Below are 19,699 nucleotides of genomic sequence, written 5' to 3'. Positions count from 1 at the left end.
TAGAAATTGTCGCCTCTGGTTCGCCGAGCTAGTTTTTCCATCGGCGTCCAGACCACGTTCAATGTGTGGCATCACTTTGCCATTTTCTTGCTCGATGGCCCACCCTATTTTTGCGTAGTCAGTAGCTAAAAGCTTAGAAAAGTCAGTGTGGAAAGCGCGGGCTCTGAGAATGGTCCTTGGGCCACTAGGTTTCTGACACAGTAAAGTTGGGCCATGAGACATATTTTTGATTACAATCCAGCACGGCTTTCAGAAGCCAATTCATTTCTGATTCGGGCCTGCGGATGCCACACTCCCAAAGTTCGAAAACACGCCAATCCTGCTCGAGCAGTGCGGCCCTGTTTCTGACGTCTCGTTTCACGTTTTGGTCGAATTTCAATCGCCAGAAATCTTCGCGAGTCCGAGGAGTTGTGGCATATCTACAACCTTGATGCCTATGCCAGAAGCAACCGTGAATGAAAATGCAGAGCTTGTAACGTGGAAGCACCACGTCTGGCCGACCAGGAAGCTCGCGAGGGTGCAATCGATACCTGAAGCCATGCCGATGCAGGAGCTTCCGTACCTTCATTTCGGGAGATGTATTACTGCCGCGAATGCCGGCCATCATCCGAGACCTGACTTCTTTACTGACTATGTCCATGAATGAGCCCCAGATGAATTTGCCGTTAGGCCGAGACACCGCCATCGAATCTGATACTGAGTTTTCGAAGCCAATTCAAATTGTCGATCTCTTCGCTGGACCAGGAGGTCTTGGCGAGGGGTTTGCTTCGTCGGGAGATGGTTCCCGGTTTGAGATTCTAGTCTCCGCCGAAATGAACCCTATTGCTCGCGAAACGCTGAAGTTAAGGGCCTTTTATAGACTGCTCAAGCAAAAAAATCCTGACCGGCTGAGCGATTACTACAATTTTTGCAATGGCAAAAGTGAGAAGCCTTATAGCGATTTGAGTGAGTCTCAGTGGCTAGAGGCTGAGGAAGAAGCTAGATGCATCACTTTAGGATCGGAAGAAGGTGATGCAGAGCTTGATAGCATTCTAGACAGGCGACTCGAGGATCGACCTTGGGTGTTGATAGGTGGGCCACCATGCCAAGCCTATTCAATTGTTGGGCGGTCGCGCAACCAAGGGAAGGCTGATTACAGTGCTGAAAATGACCATCGCCATTTTTTGTACAAAGAATATCTACGAATCATCAAGGAGAGAAAGCCAGCTGTTTTCGTGATGGAAAACGTTAAGGGAATTCTATCTTCCAAGATCGCTGGTGAAAGTATATTCACGCAAATTCTGCAGGATTTGACTGATCCTAACAAGGCTTTAGGGGATTCAACTCCGGGCATCAAGTATCGTATTTGCTCTCTTGTGACGGGGCAGTCCTTTGGTCCAGGTGAGGACGTGAGCAAGGTAGATCCTAGAGGCTTCATTATCAAGTCAGAGGAATATGGAATTCCTCAGGCAAGGCATCGAGTAATCCTTTTGGGTATCGCCTTGGATGACCAAGGATGTATTGAGGAATATGAAAGTATTCCGAAGGCCATTGAACGTGTAAATACAAAACAGGTTCTCGATGACTTGCCAGAGTTGCGAAGTCGCCTGACCAAGCAAGTAGATAATGGCGAGGCTTGGTATAAAGAAGTAGCCAACCATCTCGATGGTCTCATTTCTGAGGTAGACGGCAGATTGGAGCCAAAACTTAGTTCTGAAATGAAGATAACGCGAGAAGCTCTTCTTTCTGTATCCTTAGAGGTCGGGGCTATTCGCGTGCGTCGTCGCAAGGGAGACGGAAAAACGAAAGATGAGGGCTTGGATCGATGGTATCGCGATGAAAAACTGGATTATTGGCTGAATCATGATGCGAGAGGGCATATGTCTTCTGATCTACGTCGCTACATGTTTGCCAGTATTTATGCTCGTGCTTATAAGACGTCCCCAAAAGGGCATCAACAATTCAGTCTTCCGGGTCTTGCGCCTGCTCATAAAAACTGGGAGAGCGGTAAGTTTAGCGATCGCTTCAGGGTTCAACTTGAGCAACTTCCAGCTACCACAATTACCAGTCATATTTCCAAGGATGGCCACTACTTTATACACTATGATCCAAAACAGTGTCGTAGTCTGACTGTGAGAGAGGCCGCTCGGCTTCAGACATTCCCTGATAATTATTTCTTTCAGGGTAATCGAACTCATCAGTTTCATCAGGTTGGGAATGCTGTTCCTCCATTACTGGCGAGTAAGATAGCCTCTGTTGTATATAGTATTGTATGTAAGAAAATATCAATGACGCATCAAAAATAATTGTTCACACAATAAAAAAAGCCCCGATCAGATCGGGGCTTTTTGCTTTCTCGACTTGGCGACTCAAGCAGCAATCGTCAAATCGTGCCGAGCGAGACCATTAGTCCCAGCTCAACGCACCACCAGTTTGGTATTCGATCACGCGCGTCTCAAAGAAATTCTTCTCTTTCTTCAAGTCCATAATCTCGCTCATCCAAGGGAATGGATTCGTAGTCCCCGGATACTCTTCCTTCAAACCGATCTGGCTCAAACGACGGTTAGCGATGAACTTCAGGTAGTCCTCCATCATCGCCGCGTTCATGCCCAATACCCCACGAGGCATGGTGTCACGAGCGTATTCGATCTCCAGCTGCGTACCCTGCAGAATCATCTGGGTCGCTTCTTCCTTCATTTCGGCATCCCACAGGTGTGGGTTTTCGATTTTGATCTGGTTGATCACGTCGATGCCGAAGTTCAGGTGCATGGATTCGTCGCGCAGGATGTATTGGAACTGCTCGGCGACGCCGGTCATTTTGTTGCGGCGGCCCATGGAGAGGATTTGGGTGAAGCCGCAGTAGAAGAAGATGCCTTCCAGAACGCAGTAGTAGGCGATCAGGTTGCGCAGCAGTTCTTTGTCGGTTTCGACGGTGCCGGTTTCGAACTTCGGATCGGAGATCGAACGGGTGTATTTCAGGCCCCAGGTGGCTTTTTTCGCGACCGATGGGATCTCGTGGTACATGTTGAAGATTTCGCCTTCATCCATGGCCAGCGATTCGATGCAGTACTGGTAGGCGTGGGTGTGGATCGCCTCTTCGAAAGCCTGGCGCAGGATGTACTGGCGGCATTCCGGGTTGGTGATCAGGCGGTACACGGCCAGGACCAGGTTGTTGGCAACCAGGGAGTCGGCGGTGGAGAAGAAGCCGAGGTTGCGCATCACGATGCGGCGCTCGTCGTCGGTCAGGCCTTCCGGGTTTTTCCAGAGGGCGATGTCGGCGGTCATGTTGACTTCTTGCGGCATCCAGTGGTTTGCGCAACCGTCCAGGTACTTCTGCCAGGCCCAGTCGTACTTGAAAGGTACGAGCTGGTTGAGGTCGGCGCGGCAGTTGATCATGCGCTTTTCGTCAACGGCGACACGGGCGGAGGCGCCTTCGAGTTCGGCGAGGCCTTCGGCAACGTCGAGGGAGTTCAGTGCAGCCTTGGCGCGGGCCACGGCGGCCGAGTCGTCGGCGGTCACGGCGCGGGCTTCCAGCGCTGCGGCGCCGCCGGCGTTGTCCAGGCGGTCCATGTTGGCTTCAGTAGCGTGGCCGGCGTTGGCGCCTTTCACTGCTGCTACTTCACTGTCTTCTTTGTCGAATTCGTCCCAGCTCAGCATGACGTGTCGTCTCCTGCGTGAGGGCCTGTCGCCCCGTGTGAAACCTGATGGTTGGGTGGTTCACACGGTCGTACAGACCGCGTTGGATCTTAAGGAATCGTTTTTTGCAGCAGCTAAGGCAGGCAATAAAACAGAATTTCGTACGGGTTTCCGAGAGCCTCTGACGGGCGCAGATCAGCGTTGACGCTGCTGCGGGGCTTCAGAATGGCTTTGATCCCTGTAAGGGAATATTGCTGACCCGATTAGGGCGGCATTATAGGGAAAAAAACACGGGCGTGGGGAGGGCGAAACAGCGCAGGGCATTCGATCGGCCGGGGGATTTCGATCGGAGCGAGGGTTTACAGGGCTTTCGCTGGGATTGGCCGGCGAGAAATTTTTTTCATTAATTTTTTTGCGAGGCTTCGGTTGCTCAAGAAATGAGCAGAAAACCGCTTTTTTCACTATATCTTGTGTTTTGCAACCCTTTTGAGCGACTCCAGACACAACTGAGCCCGACCGAAGCCGGGCTGGAATCGACCCTCAAATGAGGCGCTGAGTGATCCGATTCGGTGCAGTCTCAATCATCAATTGGTGCAGCCGTTACCCATGACGCTGTAACGCAGGATGTGGCGCTGGCCCTTGGAGTCGTCGTATTCCATTTTCATCGGAACAACTTCGCAGACGTTTGGAACTTCGCTCATGGACACTACGTTGGCGATGTCCAGGTGAGTCGAGTAAGTGTATTCCTCGATAGCCGGTTGTTGCTGTGCGACATCAGTCGGGACCTCGTCTGCCATGGCGGTTGCGCACAGACTGCTGAGGGCCAGAACCAATAAAGCTTTCATTTCAAATTTACCTTTTTGAGGTCGAGTGGGGTCACGCAACCTTTTTAGGGTTGCGTGTGGAACTTCATCGTTTGCAGTTATTACTTGAGAGCTGGATTAACGGCCTTCGTGGGGGCTGTAACGTTGTTAATCGGTTTGCCTTGTCGGCGATGCGGATTCTAGGGAGGCGTGGTGGGGGTAAACAGGTGGGGTTTTGATAAACACTTTTCGCGGTTTTGGTAACAATCGCTGGTTAGGGTGGGGAAGAGGGCTTTTTGGTGATGCAATTTGCTTGGGATACCGAGTGCCTGAATCGCTTGCAGGCAAGCTCCCACAGGGGGTTTGGGGTGTATGAGGGACGGGCGCAGGGCTCGCGTAAGGGGTAACTGGATGTTTTGTAGGGGCTTGTTACTACCATCGTCGAATGGTTCTATGGGGCCGGCCCGGCTACAACGGGGTCATACAAAAACAACTATTCCACCGAGGTAAGAAAGATGAGTGCGGCTTCTCTGTATCCCGTTCGTCCCGAGGTTCTGGCCAATACGCTGACTGACGAGGCGACCTACAAAGCCATGTACCAGCAGTCGGTCGTCAACCCTGACGGCTTCTGGCGCGAGCAAGCCAAGCGCCTCGACTGGATCAAGCCTTTCACCACGGTGAAGCAGACTTCCTTCGACGATCACCATGTCGACATCAAATGGTTCGCCGATGGCACCCTGAACGTTTCCTACAACTGCCTCGACCGTCATCTGGCCGAGCGCGGCGATCAAGTTGCGATCATCTGGGAAGGCGACGACCCGGCTGACAGCCGCAACATCACTTACCGCGAACTGCACGAACAAGTCTGCAAACTGGCCAACGCCCTGCGTGGTCAGGACGTACACCGCGGCGACGTGGTGACTATCTATATGCCGATGATCCCCGAAGCCGTGGTCGCCATGCTGGCCTGCACCCGGATCGGCGCGATTCACTCGGTGGTGTTCGGCGGTTTCTCGCCGGAAGCCCTGGCGGGGCGGATCATCGACTGCAAATCGAAAGTGGTGATCACCGCTGACGAAGGCGTGCGCGCCGGCAAGAAGATCCCGCTGAAGGCCAACGTCGACGACGCTCTGACCAACCCGGAAACCAGCAGCATCCAGAAAGTCATCGTCTGCAAGCGCACTGGCGGCGACATCAAGTGGAACCAGCATCGCGACATCTGGTACGAAGACCTGATGAAAGTGGCGGGCACCGTTTGCGCGCCGAAAGAGATGGGCGCTGAAGAAGCGCTGTTCATCCTCTATACCTCCGGCTCGACCGGCAAGCCGAAGGGCGTGCAGCACACCACCGGCGGTTATCTGCTGTATGCGGCGATGACCCACGAGCGCGTGTTCGACTACCGTCCGGGCGAAATCTACTGGTGCACCGCCGACGTCGGCTGGGTCACCGGCCACAGCTACATCGTCTACGGCCCGCTGGCCAATGGCGCGACCACTGTGCTGTTCGAAGGTGTGCCGAACTATCCGGACATCACCCGGGTGGCGAAGATCGTCGACAAGCACAAGGTCAACATTCTCTACACCGCACCGACCGCAATCCGCGCGATGATGGCCTCGGGTCAGGCCGCTGTTGAGGGCGCCGATGGCAGCAGCCTGCGTCTGCTCGGTTCGGTGGGCGAGCCGATCAACCCGGAAGCCTGGGACTGGTACTACAAGAATGTCGGCAAGTCGCGTTGCCCGATCGTCGATACCTGGTGGCAGACCGAGACCGGCGGCAACATGATGAGCCCGCTGCCGGGTGCTCACGCGCTCAAGCCCGGTTCGGCCGCGCGTCCGTTCTTTGGTGTGGTGCCTGCGCTGGTCGACAACCTCGGCAACATCATCGAGGGCGAGGCCGAGGGCAATCTGGTGATTCTCGATTCGTGGCCAGGTCAGGCGCGCACGTTGTATGGCGACCACGACCGTTTCGTCGACACCTACTTCAAGACCTTCCGCGGCATGTACTTCACCGGTGACGGTGCGCGGCGTGACGCTGATGGTTATTACTGGATCACCGGACGTGTCGACGACGTGCTCAACGTTTCCGGTCACCGTATGGGGACCGCCGAGATCGAAAGCGCCATGGTCGCCCACCCGAAAGTCGCCGAAGCGGCGGTGGTCGGTGTGCCGCACGACATCAAGGGCCAGGGCATTTATGTCTACGTCACCCTGAAGAATGGCGAAGAGCCGAGTGAGCAACTGCGCCTGGAGCTGAAGAACTGGGTGCGTAAAGAGATCGGCCCGATTGCTTCGCCGGACGTGATCCAGTGGGCGCCGGGGCTGCCGAAGACCCGTTCGGGCAAGATCATGCGCCGGATTCTGCGCAAGATTGCTACGGCGGAATACGACGGGCTGGGCGATATCTCGACCCTGGCGGATCCGGGTGTGGTGCAGCATTTGATTGATACGCACAAGACCATGAATGTCGCTTAAGCAATGATTCACAGAAGCCCTGTCCGGTTTTGCCGGGCGGGGCTTTTTTGTGTCTGGAGGTTTTGTGGTGGTTGGGCGGGCCTCATCGCTGGCAAGCCAGCTCCCACAGGTTTTGTGTTGTTTTGGCAGTTTTGATCGTTCCCACGCTCTGCGTGGGAATGCAGCAAGGGACGCTCTGCGTCCCAGAAGCCGATGCAGAGCGTCGAGGGAGGCATTCCCACGCGGAGCGTGGGAACGATCGCGGTCAATAATTATCGATCTACCCCGTAAGACCTTTCCCGCTGTTACCCGCCGTTTTCCACGTAACCAAATGTGTAACCGACCGCCCCGCGACGGGGCAAAGGGAAACGCATCGCCCCGTTTTAGAGCCTCGAAACCCCCGGTGAAAAATAAGACACAACGCTGCGCTTGCCGGATTAGAAGGGTTTGCGAATAATAGGCCCGCAATTTGCAGCATAGATCGGTTCACTGTCTTTCGCTCTTGCATGATTTTGCAAGGCTGTCAATGCGCTCAAGCGGGTTTCTCTGTGCATCTGTAATTAGTTGTCGCATTGAAGAAATATCGGCTTCGGGCCTGTCGTTAGAATGCCGATCACTCGCTCATCGTGGCTGACGTTGAAATCCCTGGTGGTTTCAATGGGAAATTTCCCACCGATGCTGCGCCGCTTTTCCGATTCACCCATTCGCATATTGGGCTGTCGCTCACTCTGCCGTTTTTGCCCTTTACCGATGGAGTCCCAAGATGAAGAAACTTGTGCTGCTTGGCGCCCTGGCACTGTCCGTGCTGTCGCTGAATTCCTTCGCTGATGAAAAACCTCTGAAGATCGGTATCGAAGCGGCTTACCCTCCGTTCGCCTCCAAAGCGCCGGACGGTAGCATCGTCGGTTTCGACTACGACATCGGCAACGCCCTGTGCGAGCAGATGCAGGTCAAGTGCGTGTGGGTCGAGCAAGAGTTCGACGGTCTGATCCCGGCACTCAAAGTGCGCAAGATCGACGCGATCCTGTCGTCGATGTCGATCACTGAAGACCGCAAGAAGTCTGTGGACTTCACCAACAAGTACTACAACACCCCGGCGCGTCTGGTCATGAAGGCTGGCACTCAAGTCAGCGAAAACCTGAGTGAGCTGAAGGGCAAGAACATCGGCGTGCAACGTGGTTCGATCCACGAGCGTTTCGCCCGCGAAGTCCTGGCCCCGCTGGGTGCCGAGATCAAGCCATACGGCTCGCAGAACGAAATCTACCTCGACGTGGCCGCCGGTCGCCTCGACGGTACCGTGGCTGACGCCACCCTGCTGCAGGACGGCTTCCTGAACACTGACTCCGGCAAAGGCTTCGCCTTCGTCGGTCCACAGTTCACCGACGTCAAATACTTCGGCGACGGCGTAGGCATCGCTGTGCGCAAAGGCGACGCGCTGAAAGACAAGATCAACGCCGCCATCGCGGCCATCCGCGAAAACGGCAAATACAAAGCTATCCAGGACAAATACTTCGCCTTCGATATCTACGGCAAGTAACACGTCTCTGCGACAAGTCAGAAATGGCGCAAGCAACAGGATCTCTGCGGTTTGCGCCATTTTTTCATCCCAACTTTCGAGGACCTGAATCATGTTGAAAGGCTACGGGGCTGTCATCCTCGATGGCGCATGGCTGACGCTTCAGCTCGCCTTGTCGTCCATGGCCCTGGCCATCGTTCTCGGGCTGATCGGGGTCGCGTTGCGCCTGTCGCCGATTCGTTGGCTGGCGTGGCTGGGCGATCTGTATTCCACGGTGATCCGCGGGATTCCCGACCTGGTGCTGATCCTGCTGATCTTCTACGGCGGTCAGGACTTGCTCAACCGCGTCGCCCCGATGCTCGGCTATGACGACTACATCGACCTGAACCCGCTGGCCGCCGGTATCGGCACCCTCGGTTTCATCTTCGGTGCGTACCTGTCGGAAACCTTCCGTGGCGCCTTCATGGCGATCCCTAAAGGCCAGGCCGAAGCCGGCATGGCGTACGGCATGAGCAGTTTTCAGGTGTTTTTCCGGGTGATGGTGCCGCAGATGATTCGCCTGGCGATTCCCGGCTTCACCAACAACTGGCTGGTGCTGACCAAGGCGACCGCGCTGATTTCGGTGGTCGGTCTGCAAGACATGATGTTCAAGGCCAAGCAGGCGGCAGATGCCACCCGCGAGCCTTTCACCTTCTTCCTCGCAGTGGCGGCGATGTACCTGGTGATCACCAGTGTCTCGTTGCTGGCGCTGCGTCACCTCGAGAAGCGCTACTCGGTAGGCGTAAGGGCGGCTGATCTATGATCTTCGACTACAACGTCATTTGGGAGGCCATGCCGCTGTACCTCGGCGGGCTGCTGACCACCCTCAAACTGCTCGCGCTGTCGCTGTTGTTCGGTCTGCTGGCGGCGCTGCCGCTGGGTCTGATGCGCGTTTCCAAGAACACCGTGGTCAACGGTATCGCGTGGCTCTACACCTACGTGATTCGCGGCACGCCGATGCTGGTGCAGCTGTTTTTGATCTACTACGGTCTGGCCCAGTTCGAAGCGGTGCGTGAAAGCTTCCTCTGGCCGTGGCTGTCCAGCGCGACGTTCTGTGCGTGCCTGGCGTTTGCGGTCAACACCAGTGCCTACACCGCCGAAATCATCGCCGGCAGCCTCAAGGCCACGCCGAACGGCGAGATCGAAGCCGCCAAGGCCATGGGCATGTCGCGCTTCAAGATGTACAAGCGCATCCTGTTGCCATCGGCCCTGCGCCGGGCGCTGCCGCAGTACAGCAACGAAGTGATCATGATGCTGCAGACCACCAGTCTGGCGTCCATCGTGACCCTGATCGACATCACCGGCGCGGCTCGTACCGTCAACGCGCAGTATTACCTGCCGTTCGAGGCGTACATCACCGCCGGCCTGTTCTACCTGTGCCTGACCTTTATTCTGGTGCGCCTGTTCAAGCTGGCCGAGCGTCGCTGGCTGAGCTACCTGGCCCCGCGGAAGCACTGATATGGAACGCATCGACCACGTATTGCCGTGGAGCCACTTGGGCAGCGAGCGCAAGATCTCGGTATTCCGCTTCGGCAACGGTGAACGCAAGGCTTACATTCAAGCCAGCCTGCACGCTGACGAATTGCCCGGCATGCGCACCGCCTGGGAGCTGAAAAAGCGCCTTGGCGAACTCGAAGCCCAAGGGCTGCTCAACGGTGTGATCGAGCTGGTGCCAGTCGCTAACCCGCTGGGCCTCGGCCAATTGCTGCAAGGCAATCATCAGGGGCGTTTCGAGGCGGGCAGCGGCAAGAATTTCAACCGCGATTTCGTCGAGCTGAGCGCGCCGGTTGCGGCGGCATTGGCTGACCGCCTCGGTGACGATCCGCACGCCAACATTCGCCTGATCCGTCAGGCCATGGCTGATCACTTGGCGGCATTGCCTGAGGCGAGCAGTCAGTTGCAAGGCATGCAGCGTGTTTTGCTGAGCCACGCCTGCACCGCCGATGTGGTGCTCGATCTGCATTGCGACGCTGAAGCCGCGCTGCACATGTACGCGCTGCCGCAGCACTGGCCGCAGTGGCGTTCGCTGGCCGCGCATCTGAACGTGCGGGTTGGCTTGCTGGCGGAAGATTCTGGTGGCAGTTCGTTCGACGAAGCGTGCTCGTTGCCTTGGCTGCGTCTGTCGCGGCAGTTCCCGGACGCGCAGATTCCGCTGGCGTGCCTGGCGACTACCGTCGAGCTGGGCGGTCAGGCCAATACCGACCGCGCTGATGCGGTGGCGTGGGCCGAAGGCATTCTGGGGTTCCTTGCCGAGCAGGGCCTGATCACCGGTGAGTGGCCGAACCCGGCACACGAAGCCTGTGAAGGCATGCCGTTCGAAGGCACTGAATTGCTGTTGGCACCGCACCCCGGAGTGGTGAGCTTTTTGCGTAAACCCGGCGAGTGGGTCGAAGCCGGGGATGAGATTTTCGAAGTGATCGATCCTGTGTCCGATCGGGTCAGCACGGTATGTGCTGGTACCTCCGGGGTGCTGTTTGCCATTGAACGGCTGCGCTATGCCCAACCCGGTTTCTGGCTGGCCAAGGTGGCGGGGCGCGAAGCGCTGCGTCACGGGCGCTTGCTCAACGACTGACTGACTGTTTTTGTGAGAACCGACCGCATGTACAAACTTGAAGTCCAAGACCTGCATAAACGCTATGGCAGTCACGAAGTGCTCAAGGGCGTGTCCCTGAAAGCGGCAGCCGGCGATGTGATCAGCATCATCGGCTCCAGTGGCTCCGGCAAAAGTACTTTCCTGCGTTGCATCAACCTGCTCGAGCAGCCGCACGCGGGCAAGATCCTGCTCAACAACGAAGAGCTGAAACTGGTGGCGAACAAGGACGGCGCGCTGAAAGCCGCTGATCCGAAACAGCTGCAACGCATGCGTTCGCGCCTGTCGATGGTGTTCCAGCATTTCAACCTGTGGTCGCACATGACCGCGATTGAAAACATCATGGAAGCGCCGGTCCACGTACTCGGCGTATCCAAGGCCGAAGCTCGCGAGAAGGCCGAGCACTACCTGAACAAGGTTGGCGTGGCGCATCGTAAAGACGCGTTCCCTGGACACATGTCCGGTGGCGAGCAGCAGCGTGTGGCGATTGCCCGTGCGCTGGCGATGGAGCCGGAAGTGATGCTGTTCGACGAACCGACGTCGGCCCTCGACCCGGAGCTGGTCGGCGACGTGCTTAAAGTGATGCAAGCGCTGGCTCAGGAAGGTCGCACCATGGTCGTGGTGACGCACGAAATGGGCTTTGCCCGTGAAGTGTCGAACCAGTTGGTGTTCCTGCACAAAGGTGTTGTTGAAGAGAGCGGCAACCCGCGCGAAGTGCTGGTCAATCCGCAATCGGAGCGTTTGCAACAATTCCTCTCGGGCAGCCTTAAGTAATCGCTGCCGTTATGCACCCAATTAGGTCATGCTTCGCGACCTGAAGACTGGCTCGGTCCCCCCCTGTGGGAGCGGGCTTGCTCGCGAAAGCGGTCGATCAGTCAACATCATTGCTGTCTGAACCACCGCTTTCGCGAGCAAGCCCGCTCCCACAATGGACCTGCGACAGCTTCGATTACGGGCTAGCATTGGCCCATGCCTTCATCACCGTTCTTCGTTTCGGATTGCCCGCCCATGACTGCCCATCGAATTGGTTTCCTGATTTGGCCCAGCACTAAAGCTCTGACGCTGGCGCTGGCGGAGGAGGCCTTGCGCGTTGCTCAGCGGGTACACCCGGAGGTGGTTTATGAACTGTCGTTCCTGCAGGCCGAAGCCGTGACAGAAACGGCGGCCGCAGGTGCCTGGCAACTGCCCGGCGAGGCCTGGACCGGCAAGCTGGAAAATTTCCAGAAACTGTTCCTGCTCGCTGACGAGCCGCCGACCACTCTGGCTCCGGCGCTCAGCAGCGCGCTCAAGCAACTGGTGCGTGCCGGTTGCGTGATCGGTGGGTTGTCGGCCGGTGTCTATCCGCTGGCGCAGCTTGGTTTGCTCGACGGTTACCGCGCGGCCGTGCACTGGCGCTGGCAGGACGATTTCGCCGAACGGTTCCCGAAAGTCATCGCCACCAGCCATCTGTTCGACTGGGATCGCGATCGCCTGACCGCGTGTGGCGGCATGTCGGTCCTCGACTTGCTGTTGGCGGTGCTGGCCCGTGATCACGGGGCGGAACTGGCCGGTGCGGTGTCCGAAGAACTGGTGGTCGAACGCATCCGCGAGGGCGGCGAGCGCCAACGTATTCCATTGCAGAACCGCCTCGGTTCCAGCCATCCGAAGCTCACCCAGGCGGTGCTGCTGATGGAAGCCAACATTGAAGAGCCGCTGACCACCGACGAAATCGCCCAGCACGTGTGCGTATCCCGTCGGCAGCTGGAACGAATCTTCAAGCAATACCTCAACCGCGTGCCGAGCCAGTACTACCTGGAACTGCGCCTGAACAAGGCCCGGCAGATGTTGATGCAAACCAGCAAGTCGATCATCCAGATCGGCCTGTCCTGCGGTTTCTCTTCGGGGCCGCATTTCTCCAGCGCCTACCGCAACTTCTTCGGCGCCACGCCGCGCGAAGATCGCAACCAGCGGCGCAGCAGCAGCCCCTTCGAGTTGTCGTCAGTGCCGCCAGAGCGCGGTTGACGCAGTCCGCCCCCCCTGACAGTCATTCATCGACCCCGGAATCCTCGGAAGTGGATACCTCCATTTCCGCGCGCTCGATGACTTCCTCCACGCCAAAATCGATGCGGTGGTTTCTGAAGTAGGCGATCAGTCGTTGAAGGCTGATTGGCGAGAGTGGGTTGCCCCTGAGGCTGAACTTTTCGGCGCGCTCCACTGGCAGCTCCAGAATATCGCTGGGAACCTCAGCGATCGCGTTGTCACTCAGGTCGGCGATTTCCAGATGTTCGAGTTGCAGCAAGCCCGGTGGCAGTTCGGTGATGCCGGTGTTGTCCAGCATCAGGGTCGTCAAGTCAGTCATCTGGCTGACATCCGGTGCCTCGCCCAGTGGATTATCACTCAGGTCCAGATGATCCAGGCGTTCCATTTGCGCAAGCGCCAATGCTGTTTGGCGTGTGAGCGTGAGGTCGCATTGCGAGAGTGACAAATGGGTCAGCTCAGCCATGCGAAAGACTGCCGGCGGGATGTCCTCGAGTCGGTATTGATAAATCGTCAGGCCCCGCAGACTGGCGAACGTCTCCACGAACTGCTCAACCCCGAACGTCTGGCCCGGGCGGCTTCTCAGGTACAGGTGCGTGACATGGCTGAAGTCGGCATCGAGCGCAGGCAGATGACCGGTGATGATCGTCGGTAAATTCAGGTCATGAAGTGGCTGACGGTTCTGATCCAGCTCATCAAGCTCGGTTTCCCGGCGCCAGCACTGTTCTACGAGGGATTTGAACTCATGACGTGCCGCGTACTCGTTCAATAGTTCCTCGATCGTGAAGGGCTCGCCACTGATCGGGTGCAGGGGCGGATGGTCGATCGCCCAGGTGGCGAGGTTGGTGCTCAAGGCACTGTATTCGCTTTCAAGCCGTGCAAGCTCGACTCGCCCCTCGGCCAGAGTGCCGGGCAGGAGATAAAAAAACTCACTGGCCTGTTCCTGGTCCATGCGCGTGTACAGCGTCTGTACGCGCAACAAATCGGCTGGCTCGGCCAATACGCCGAAGTCCTGTCGTGTTTCGTTGAAGTAGTGCTTGATGCGTTCACGGTCGGCTGCAGCAATCGGATTACCGCCCAGATCGAAACCTTCCGGAATGTTGCCAGGAAGCTCGAACAGGATGGAAGGCAGTGACTGGATCCTGTTGTCATTGAGCAGTGCGGTTCGCAGTTGCGGACGGCTGAGGAGCCCGGTCGGGAGCTCGGATATACCGGTTTCCGAAAGGTCGATGTAATTCAGTTTCGCCATTCGTTCGACATTGGGAAGGAGTCCGAGCGGGTTTCTGAACAAGTCCAGGGTTTTCAGCTGAGTCAGGCCCGCCAGTGATGCCTGGCTCTCGGGTGTCAGGGTGATACCGCAGTCGCTGAGAATCAGTTCGCGCAATTGTGGTGATCGACTGATCGCTTCCGGGAGGCTACCCAGTTGAAAGCTGCGCAACGCCAGGCGGCGCAGCCCGGTAAATCCGTTCAGAAACCCATATACGCCCTGAGTGCTGCCGACACCCTCGATGGTCAGGTAGTCGACGTGACTGAAGTTCACTCCCAGCTGTGGCAGCTCACCCATGATGGGCTGTGAGAGGCGCAGATCGATGCTTTGATCGGCGTCCTCGGACAAGTAAACCTGCTGCTTCCAGCAGTCCAGAATGTCGACCCTCATCTGCCGCCTGCGATGACGCTGAATCGCATATTGCTCTGTGGTGAGGCGGGCGCCGGTATCCGGGTGGGCAATGGGAATGCGATCAATCCACGGATTCAGAACTTCGTCCAGGTGTTTGCGTTCAACGATCAAACGGTTCAGTTCTCCTCGGGGGCCACTCGGATGGCGCTGCAACCGTTCGACAAACGCGCTCAGCTCTTCAGGCAGTAAATGCGGCAGCAGCCAGTGGGCATGCATCTGCAAGGTCGGTGTGTTGGCGGGGGTGCGCCGATACCCGGCTGTGCCGCCAAGCAGGCGCATGACGGCTGGATCGTAAGCGGGTTTACGATCGGGGTTTTGCGCGAGCAGATTCAGCAGCGCTTCACGGTCGAGTGCGTGATCACCAATCAACTGCTTGAGCTTCTGCTCCTGCGTGATGTGGAGGTTCAACGTCGAGCGTTCGGTGTCAGGCAGTGCATGCAACAGGCTCCAATACAGCGACCCCGACGCACTGAGCGATTCACCTGTATTGTCGAAAGGCTGGTAGTCGCCCTGCGCGGTCAGCACCAGCACTTTGCGGATGAGGGCGTCCTGCGGGCCAATACTGTCGAGGAGCGGCCCGCTGTGGGTGTAATGCCTTATCTCGATTCGAACCGACGACGACCAGCCCGGTAGCCGTGGTAGCGAATGGAGTGCCAGCCGATCCGTATCCAGGTTGTTGCTTGTTACCGTCAGCTCCAACCCTTCGAGGGCCCGAGCCGCACGGACTTGCAGGCCGGCCTCTCGAGTCAGGTCAACCAGCCGTTCGGAGAGTGTGCCGCGCTGCAGTTGCAGGCGTTCGGCGTCACTCATTGATTCCACAAGCGCTTGCGCCAATGCCTTCGGCACGCCGGGTTCGGCATCCATCAATGTCTGCGTCAGTGGGCCGGCGCCGCGTTGCAGTCGGTCGTAGCGATCCTCGAACAGGCTTTGTCGCTTGCGTTGTGCAAGCTCGGCGATTGTGCGGCGAAGGTTGGCGGCGCGAACCTCAGCCGGCGGTGCGGGCGTATGCAATGCTTCGCCCAATAGCGTGCGTCTTTGCGACTCTGTCAGTTGTTGCAGGCAGGTCTTGAGCAGGTCGCCATTATCCAGTCGTGAAGCTTCGATTCGTACAGGCGGCACGTTGGCAGCGGGACTGCGCCACAGGATTTTTCCCTGCTGATCGATCAGTTGCAGGCCACGGTCAGCGGGCCAGTAGCCGTTATCGAAGAGCACTTGCAGTTGGGTGGCGGGATCGGCCTTGAGATAATCCTCGGCGCGGCGGCTGCCGATCTGGTCGATGAACAATTGAATGTCCTGATCGATCTGCCAGCGCTGCAGAGTGTCGGCCAGCAGCAGTGGCAGCGGTTCATGCTCGACATGCATTTGGCGCAAGGCGTTTTCCCGGCAGCCGCTGATGTTCAGCAGGCGCTCTTGCAGGTCTGCGGGAAGACGTTGCATCTGCGGGTTGCTGCGTTTGAGCAAGGTGGGGCGATCCCAGCTCAGCGGCTGATCGAGTTCGGTTTTCCAGGCACCGGTGGTGTTGTGCTTGAGGGCGGGTTTGTAAGCGTCGGGGCGGCTCGGATGGTCAATTCGATGCTCGCCAGTTCGGGGATCGCGGCTGACGATATACAGCTTTTCTTCCAGCGCCAGTAATGTCTTGCCCTGATGGGTGTGCAGACCAAGCGCATCGGGTCTGGCGTCTTTGGGCAAGGTGTCAGGAAGCTCATAAGGGCGCAGGTCGGGCTTCCAGTAGCGGCTCTTTGCGTTGCTCGGGTTGGTCGGAATGAATCGATCGATGAACGCAACGGTTTGAGCCGGCAGCATGGCGCGGAACTCGCCTGCGGCGATCGCGCCTCCGGCCACAAAAGTGCCGACCTGCACCACGGACTCCACGACCCCCATCAGGTGTTCGAATGCTTCGCGGTGCAGCCCTTCGGCCCAGTCGACGATGCCCTCGAAGGTTTCGTCGAGCAATTGGTACGCCGTATAGGCCAGCATCAATTCGCCAAGAAACGGCACGAACGGCAGGGCGACGAACACGGCGATGTTGAGCAATGTCTGCGCGATCTCCGTGAAGGAATCCCAGAGCGCCCAGCGTGCCTTGCGATCAACCGTAGCAGTCGAGATGACGATGACGCTGGCGTCGTTGAGAATCTTGTCGAGTTTGCGTTGGTAGAGATACCCCCACAGATCACCCCGAATCGGTGTCGCGGCAACTTGCAGAAGAGGACGTGCGTTCGGGCTCTCGCGCCAGGTCGGACGTGGGTCGCCGGCGGGCACCGGTTGCCAGGTGACGGGGCCGAGCAGAGTCTTCAGTTGGCCGAAGAAATATCCCCGGTCGGCATGGTCGACGAAGCGGCTGAAGAAGGCTTGATAGTCCGGGTCGCGCAGGCGCTGCGCCAGTTCCAGGGCGAAGGCGCCGGTACTCGCGTACTCCTTGACCGGGTGCTGCGGATCATCGGGAATGTAGGCCACGACTCGCGCTGCGCTGTTCGCATCGTCAAGATTCGGGGCGAACAGCACGATGCCCGTGAGGCTGGCCTTCATCATCGTCAGTGCATGGCAGTGCCACGCCTGGCGATTGAGGCGCAAATGCTGCAAGCCGTCGAGCAGGCCGAGAATCAGGCGATGAACATCGGTGCCCAACAGCTTTTGCATGGAGGCCGTTTGCAGGGCGGCGACCAACGCGGCTTTGTCACTTGCGCAAACTTTGGGCTGCAGCACGGCAGCGACCGGTGGATTGCTGATGCCCAGGTTGTCTTGCAGATAGGCGTTATAGCGCTGGCCGATATCCAGTTCGCGACACAGGCGGGGGAAGGCCGTGATCGGCATCGTCTCGACGATGTTCGGCAGCACGCCGAACTGGCCTTCGGGAGAGGGCTGGCTGACGTAGTCCGAGGCAGGTTCAAAGGCATCATCGGCGGTCTCGCTGCTTCCAAAATTGTGCAGCGCAGCGTCCAGCAGTGAGACGGTCCAGGTGCGCGCGGCCCCTGACTTGATGCGTAGCCACGGGACATGGGCGGGCAGGTACAGGCGCAGGAAGGTCTGCCTGACATCCAGTTTCAAGCCAAAGCGTTTTTCTATCTCGGCGCGCAGCAGTGGTGCGGCGAAGGCTTTGGCGTCTTGCAGTCGGGCAAGACTTTGCTCGACACGGTTGTGTGCGGTCCAGTGCGCGGCATTGAGCGCGCGCAGCGTTGCATGCTCGTTGCGCGATGCTTGCCTGAGGCTGACAGCCAGCCGAAGGTCGGCCCGTTTCAAGGCCTCGCGCTTGTACGCCGAGGTCTGGCTCAGCCAGGTCGGAATGGCCTGAAGCAACGGTTGATAGTGTGTGTCCTGCCTGGGGAGCAGCAGGGTTTCTGACAGTGTTGCCGGGGTATCGGTGGTTGCGTGAATCATGGAGACGGCCGTTTGCCTGGGAGAAGTCCATAGCAAACACCGTGAATTGATTCGATGTGCGGTACATATATACCGCACCCCGTAAAACTCTCTTGAGTAAGATCCCCTGTACGTCTGCTCAAACGACGGCGTGCAGTTTAAACTGCGCCTTTGCGACGCTATATGTCGCATTGCCGTAAACCCGGGAAAATCCGGGGTTTGCGCTATAAGAAGTTGTCGCTTGGCGGCAAGGCCGGGCTGAAAACTGTCCTTACAATCCCCCCATCGCTCGCCAGTTTCAGGCGGGTGGCCCTCATCAGGAGACTCCGATGTCCGTTGAGCACGCTGCGGTACAACGCGCCGATTTCGACCAGGTAATGGTTCCAAACTACGCGCCTGCCGCTTTCATTCCGGTGCGTGGCGCCGGTTCCCGCGTCTGGGATCAGGCCGGCCGCGAGCTGATCGACTTCGCCGGCGGCATCGCCGTCAACGTATTGGGCCATGCGCACCCGGCGCTGGTCGGTGCCTTGACCGAGCAAGCGAACAAGCTGTGGCACGTGTCCAACGTGTTCACCAACGAACCGGCCCTGCGCCTGGCGCACAAGCTGATCGACGCCACGTTCGCCGAGCGCGTGTTCTTCTGCAACTCCGGCGCTGAAGCCAACGAGGCCGCATTCAAGCTGGCCCGTCGTGTGGCGTTCGACCGTTTCGGCAGCGAGAAGTACGAAATCATCGCCGCGCTCAACAGCTTCCACGGCCGCACACTGTTCACCGTCAACGTCGGTGGCCAGTCGAAGTATTCCGACGGTTTCGGTCCGAAAATCACCGGCATCACCCATGTGCCTTACAACGATCTGGCAGCGCTGAAAGCCGCGGTTTCCGAGAAGACCTGCGCGGTCGTGCTGGAACCGATCCAGGGCGAGGGCGGCGTGCTGCCGGCCGAACTGGCTTACCTGCAAGGTGCCCGTGAACTGTGCGACGCGAACAACGCGCTGCTGGTGTTCGACGAAGTGCAAACCGGCATGGGCCGCACCGGCAACCTGTTTGCTTACCAGCATTACGGCGTGACCCCGGACATCCTGACCAGCGCCAAGAGCCTGGGCGGTGGTTTCCCTATCGCGGCGATGCTGACCACCGAAGCGCTGGCTAAACATCTGGTCGTCGGCACCCACGGCACCACATACGGCGGCAACCCGCTGGCGTGCGCGGTGGCTGAGGCGGTAATCGATGTGATCAACACCCCTGAGGTGCTGAATGGCGTCAATGCCAAGCACGACAAGTTCAAGACCCGTCTGCAGCAGATCGGCGAGAAGTACGGCCTGTTCACTCAGGTGCGCGGCCTCGGTCTGCTGATCGGTTGCGTGCTGAGCGACGCCTGGAAAGGCAAGGCCAAGGACATCTTCAACGCCGCTGAACAGGAAGGCCTGATGATTCTGCAGGCTGGCCCGGACGTGATCCGTTTCGCCCCGAGCCTGGTGGTGGAAGATGCCGATATCGATGCCGGTCTGGACCGCTTCGAACGTGCTGCCGCGAAACTGACGCAAGCCTGATAGACCCTTCGGCGCCTGGAGTTTTTCAGGCGCCGATCAAAATTTTATGCCGGACCAGATCACCTGTAGGAGTGAGCCTGCTCGCGAT

13 protein-coding genes are annotated in these 19,699 nt (G+C 58.1%); 9 read left to right on the top strand and 4 right to left on the bottom strand.

All coding sequences use genetic code 11. The features are described from left to right. Positions 1-184: 184 nt before the first annotated feature. Complete coding sequence (locus PseAD21_RS01770) at positions 185-640, bottom strand: very short patch repair endonuclease (RefSeq protein ID WP_102354233.1); 456 nt, start codon at positions 638-640, stop codon at positions 185-187. A 13-nt stretch (positions 641-653) separates the two neighbouring features. On the opposite strand from PseAD21_RS01770, the gene PseAD21_RS01765 reads away from it, so the two are divergent. Beyond that, positions 654-2,285 (top strand): DNA cytosine methyltransferase, encoded by a 1,632-nt coding sequence (locus PseAD21_RS01765; RefSeq protein ID WP_102354232.1) that lies wholly within the window; start codon positions 654-656, stop codon positions 2,283-2,285. A gap of 100 nt (positions 2,286-2,385) precedes the next feature. Here PseAD21_RS01765 and PseAD21_RS01760 read toward each other — a convergent pair whose 3' ends face one another. Both PseAD21_RS01760 and PseAD21_RS01755 read right to left on the bottom strand, forming a co-directional pair. After that, positions 2,386-3,636, bottom strand: coding sequence for a ribonucleotide-diphosphate reductase subunit beta (locus PseAD21_RS01760; RefSeq protein WP_095191667.1), 1,251 nt, complete (start codon positions 3,634-3,636; stop codon positions 2,386-2,388). A gap of 563 nt (positions 3,637-4,199) precedes the next feature. After that, the gene (locus PseAD21_RS01755; RefSeq protein ID WP_003227290.1) at positions 4,200-4,460 is read right to left on the bottom strand and encodes a DUF2790 domain-containing protein; all 261 of its coding nucleotides are present in this window, start codon (positions 4,458-4,460) and stop codon (positions 4,200-4,202) included. Positions 4,461-4,933: 473 nt separating this feature from the next. Here PseAD21_RS01755 and acs point away from each other — a divergent pair, with 473 nt between their 5' ends. From acs to argR, 7 genes are all read left to right on the top strand, one after another. Continuing rightward, entirely contained in the window at positions 4,934-6,889 is a 1,956-nt protein-coding gene (gene acs, locus PseAD21_RS01750; RefSeq protein ID WP_102354231.1) for an acetate--CoA ligase, read from the top strand. A gap of 742 nt (positions 6,890-7,631) precedes the next feature. Next, positions 7,632-8,405 (top strand): ABC transporter substrate-binding protein, encoded by a 774-nt coding sequence (locus tag PseAD21_RS01740; protein ID WP_102354229.1) that lies wholly within the window; start codon positions 7,632-7,634, stop codon positions 8,403-8,405. 91 nt (positions 8,406-8,496) lie between these two features. Further along, positions 8,497-9,186, top strand: coding sequence for an ABC transporter permease (locus PseAD21_RS01735; RefSeq protein WP_003227287.1), 690 nt, complete (start codon positions 8,497-8,499; stop codon positions 9,184-9,186). Beyond that, positions 9,183-9,881, top strand: coding sequence for an ABC transporter permease (locus PseAD21_RS01730; RefSeq protein ID WP_102354228.1), 699 nt, complete (start codon positions 9,183-9,185; stop codon positions 9,879-9,881). Before PseAD21_RS01735 ends, PseAD21_RS01730 begins: the two co-directional genes overlap by 4 nt. Position 9,882: 1 nt before the next feature. Beyond that, positions 9,883-10,995: a M14 family metallopeptidase gene (locus tag PseAD21_RS01725; RefSeq protein WP_102354227.1), complete on the top strand. Its 1,113-nt coding sequence runs from the start codon at positions 9,883-9,885 to the stop codon at positions 10,993-10,995. A 27-nt stretch (positions 10,996-11,022) separates the two neighbouring features. Next, on the top strand, positions 11,023-11,787 hold the full coding sequence (locus tag PseAD21_RS01720) for an ABC transporter ATP-binding protein (protein WP_102354226.1): 765 nt from the start codon (positions 11,023-11,025) through the stop codon (positions 11,785-11,787). Between the two features lie 234 nt (positions 11,788-12,021). Beyond that, entirely contained in the window at positions 12,022-13,014 is a 993-nt protein-coding gene (argR, locus tag PseAD21_RS01710; protein WP_178082077.1) for a transcriptional regulator ArgR, read from the top strand. A 22-nt stretch (positions 13,015-13,036) separates the two neighbouring features. Here the strand turns inward: argR and PseAD21_RS01705 are convergent, their stop codons facing one another. Further along, complete coding sequence (locus tag PseAD21_RS01705) at positions 13,037-18,448, bottom strand: dermonecrotic toxin domain-containing protein (RefSeq protein ID WP_371859045.1); 5,412 nt, start codon at positions 18,446-18,448, stop codon at positions 13,037-13,039. Here PseAD21_RS01705 and PseAD21_RS01700 point away from each other — a divergent pair. Further along, positions 18,391-19,611: an aspartate aminotransferase family protein gene (locus PseAD21_RS01700; RefSeq protein ID WP_102354223.1), complete on the top strand. Its 1,221-nt coding sequence runs from the start codon at positions 18,391-18,393 to the stop codon at positions 19,609-19,611. The two genes, PseAD21_RS01705 and PseAD21_RS01700, sit on opposite strands and share 58 nt — an antisense overlap. Positions 19,612-19,699 lie beyond the last annotated feature (88 nt).

The organism is Pseudomonas sp. AD21 (assembly GCF_002878485.1).
GTDB lineage: Bacteria > Pseudomonadota > Gammaproteobacteria > Pseudomonadales > Pseudomonadaceae > Aquipseudomonas.
Note: the sequence above shows the minus strand (reverse complement) of the source record. Positions and strands in the feature narration are given on the sequence as shown.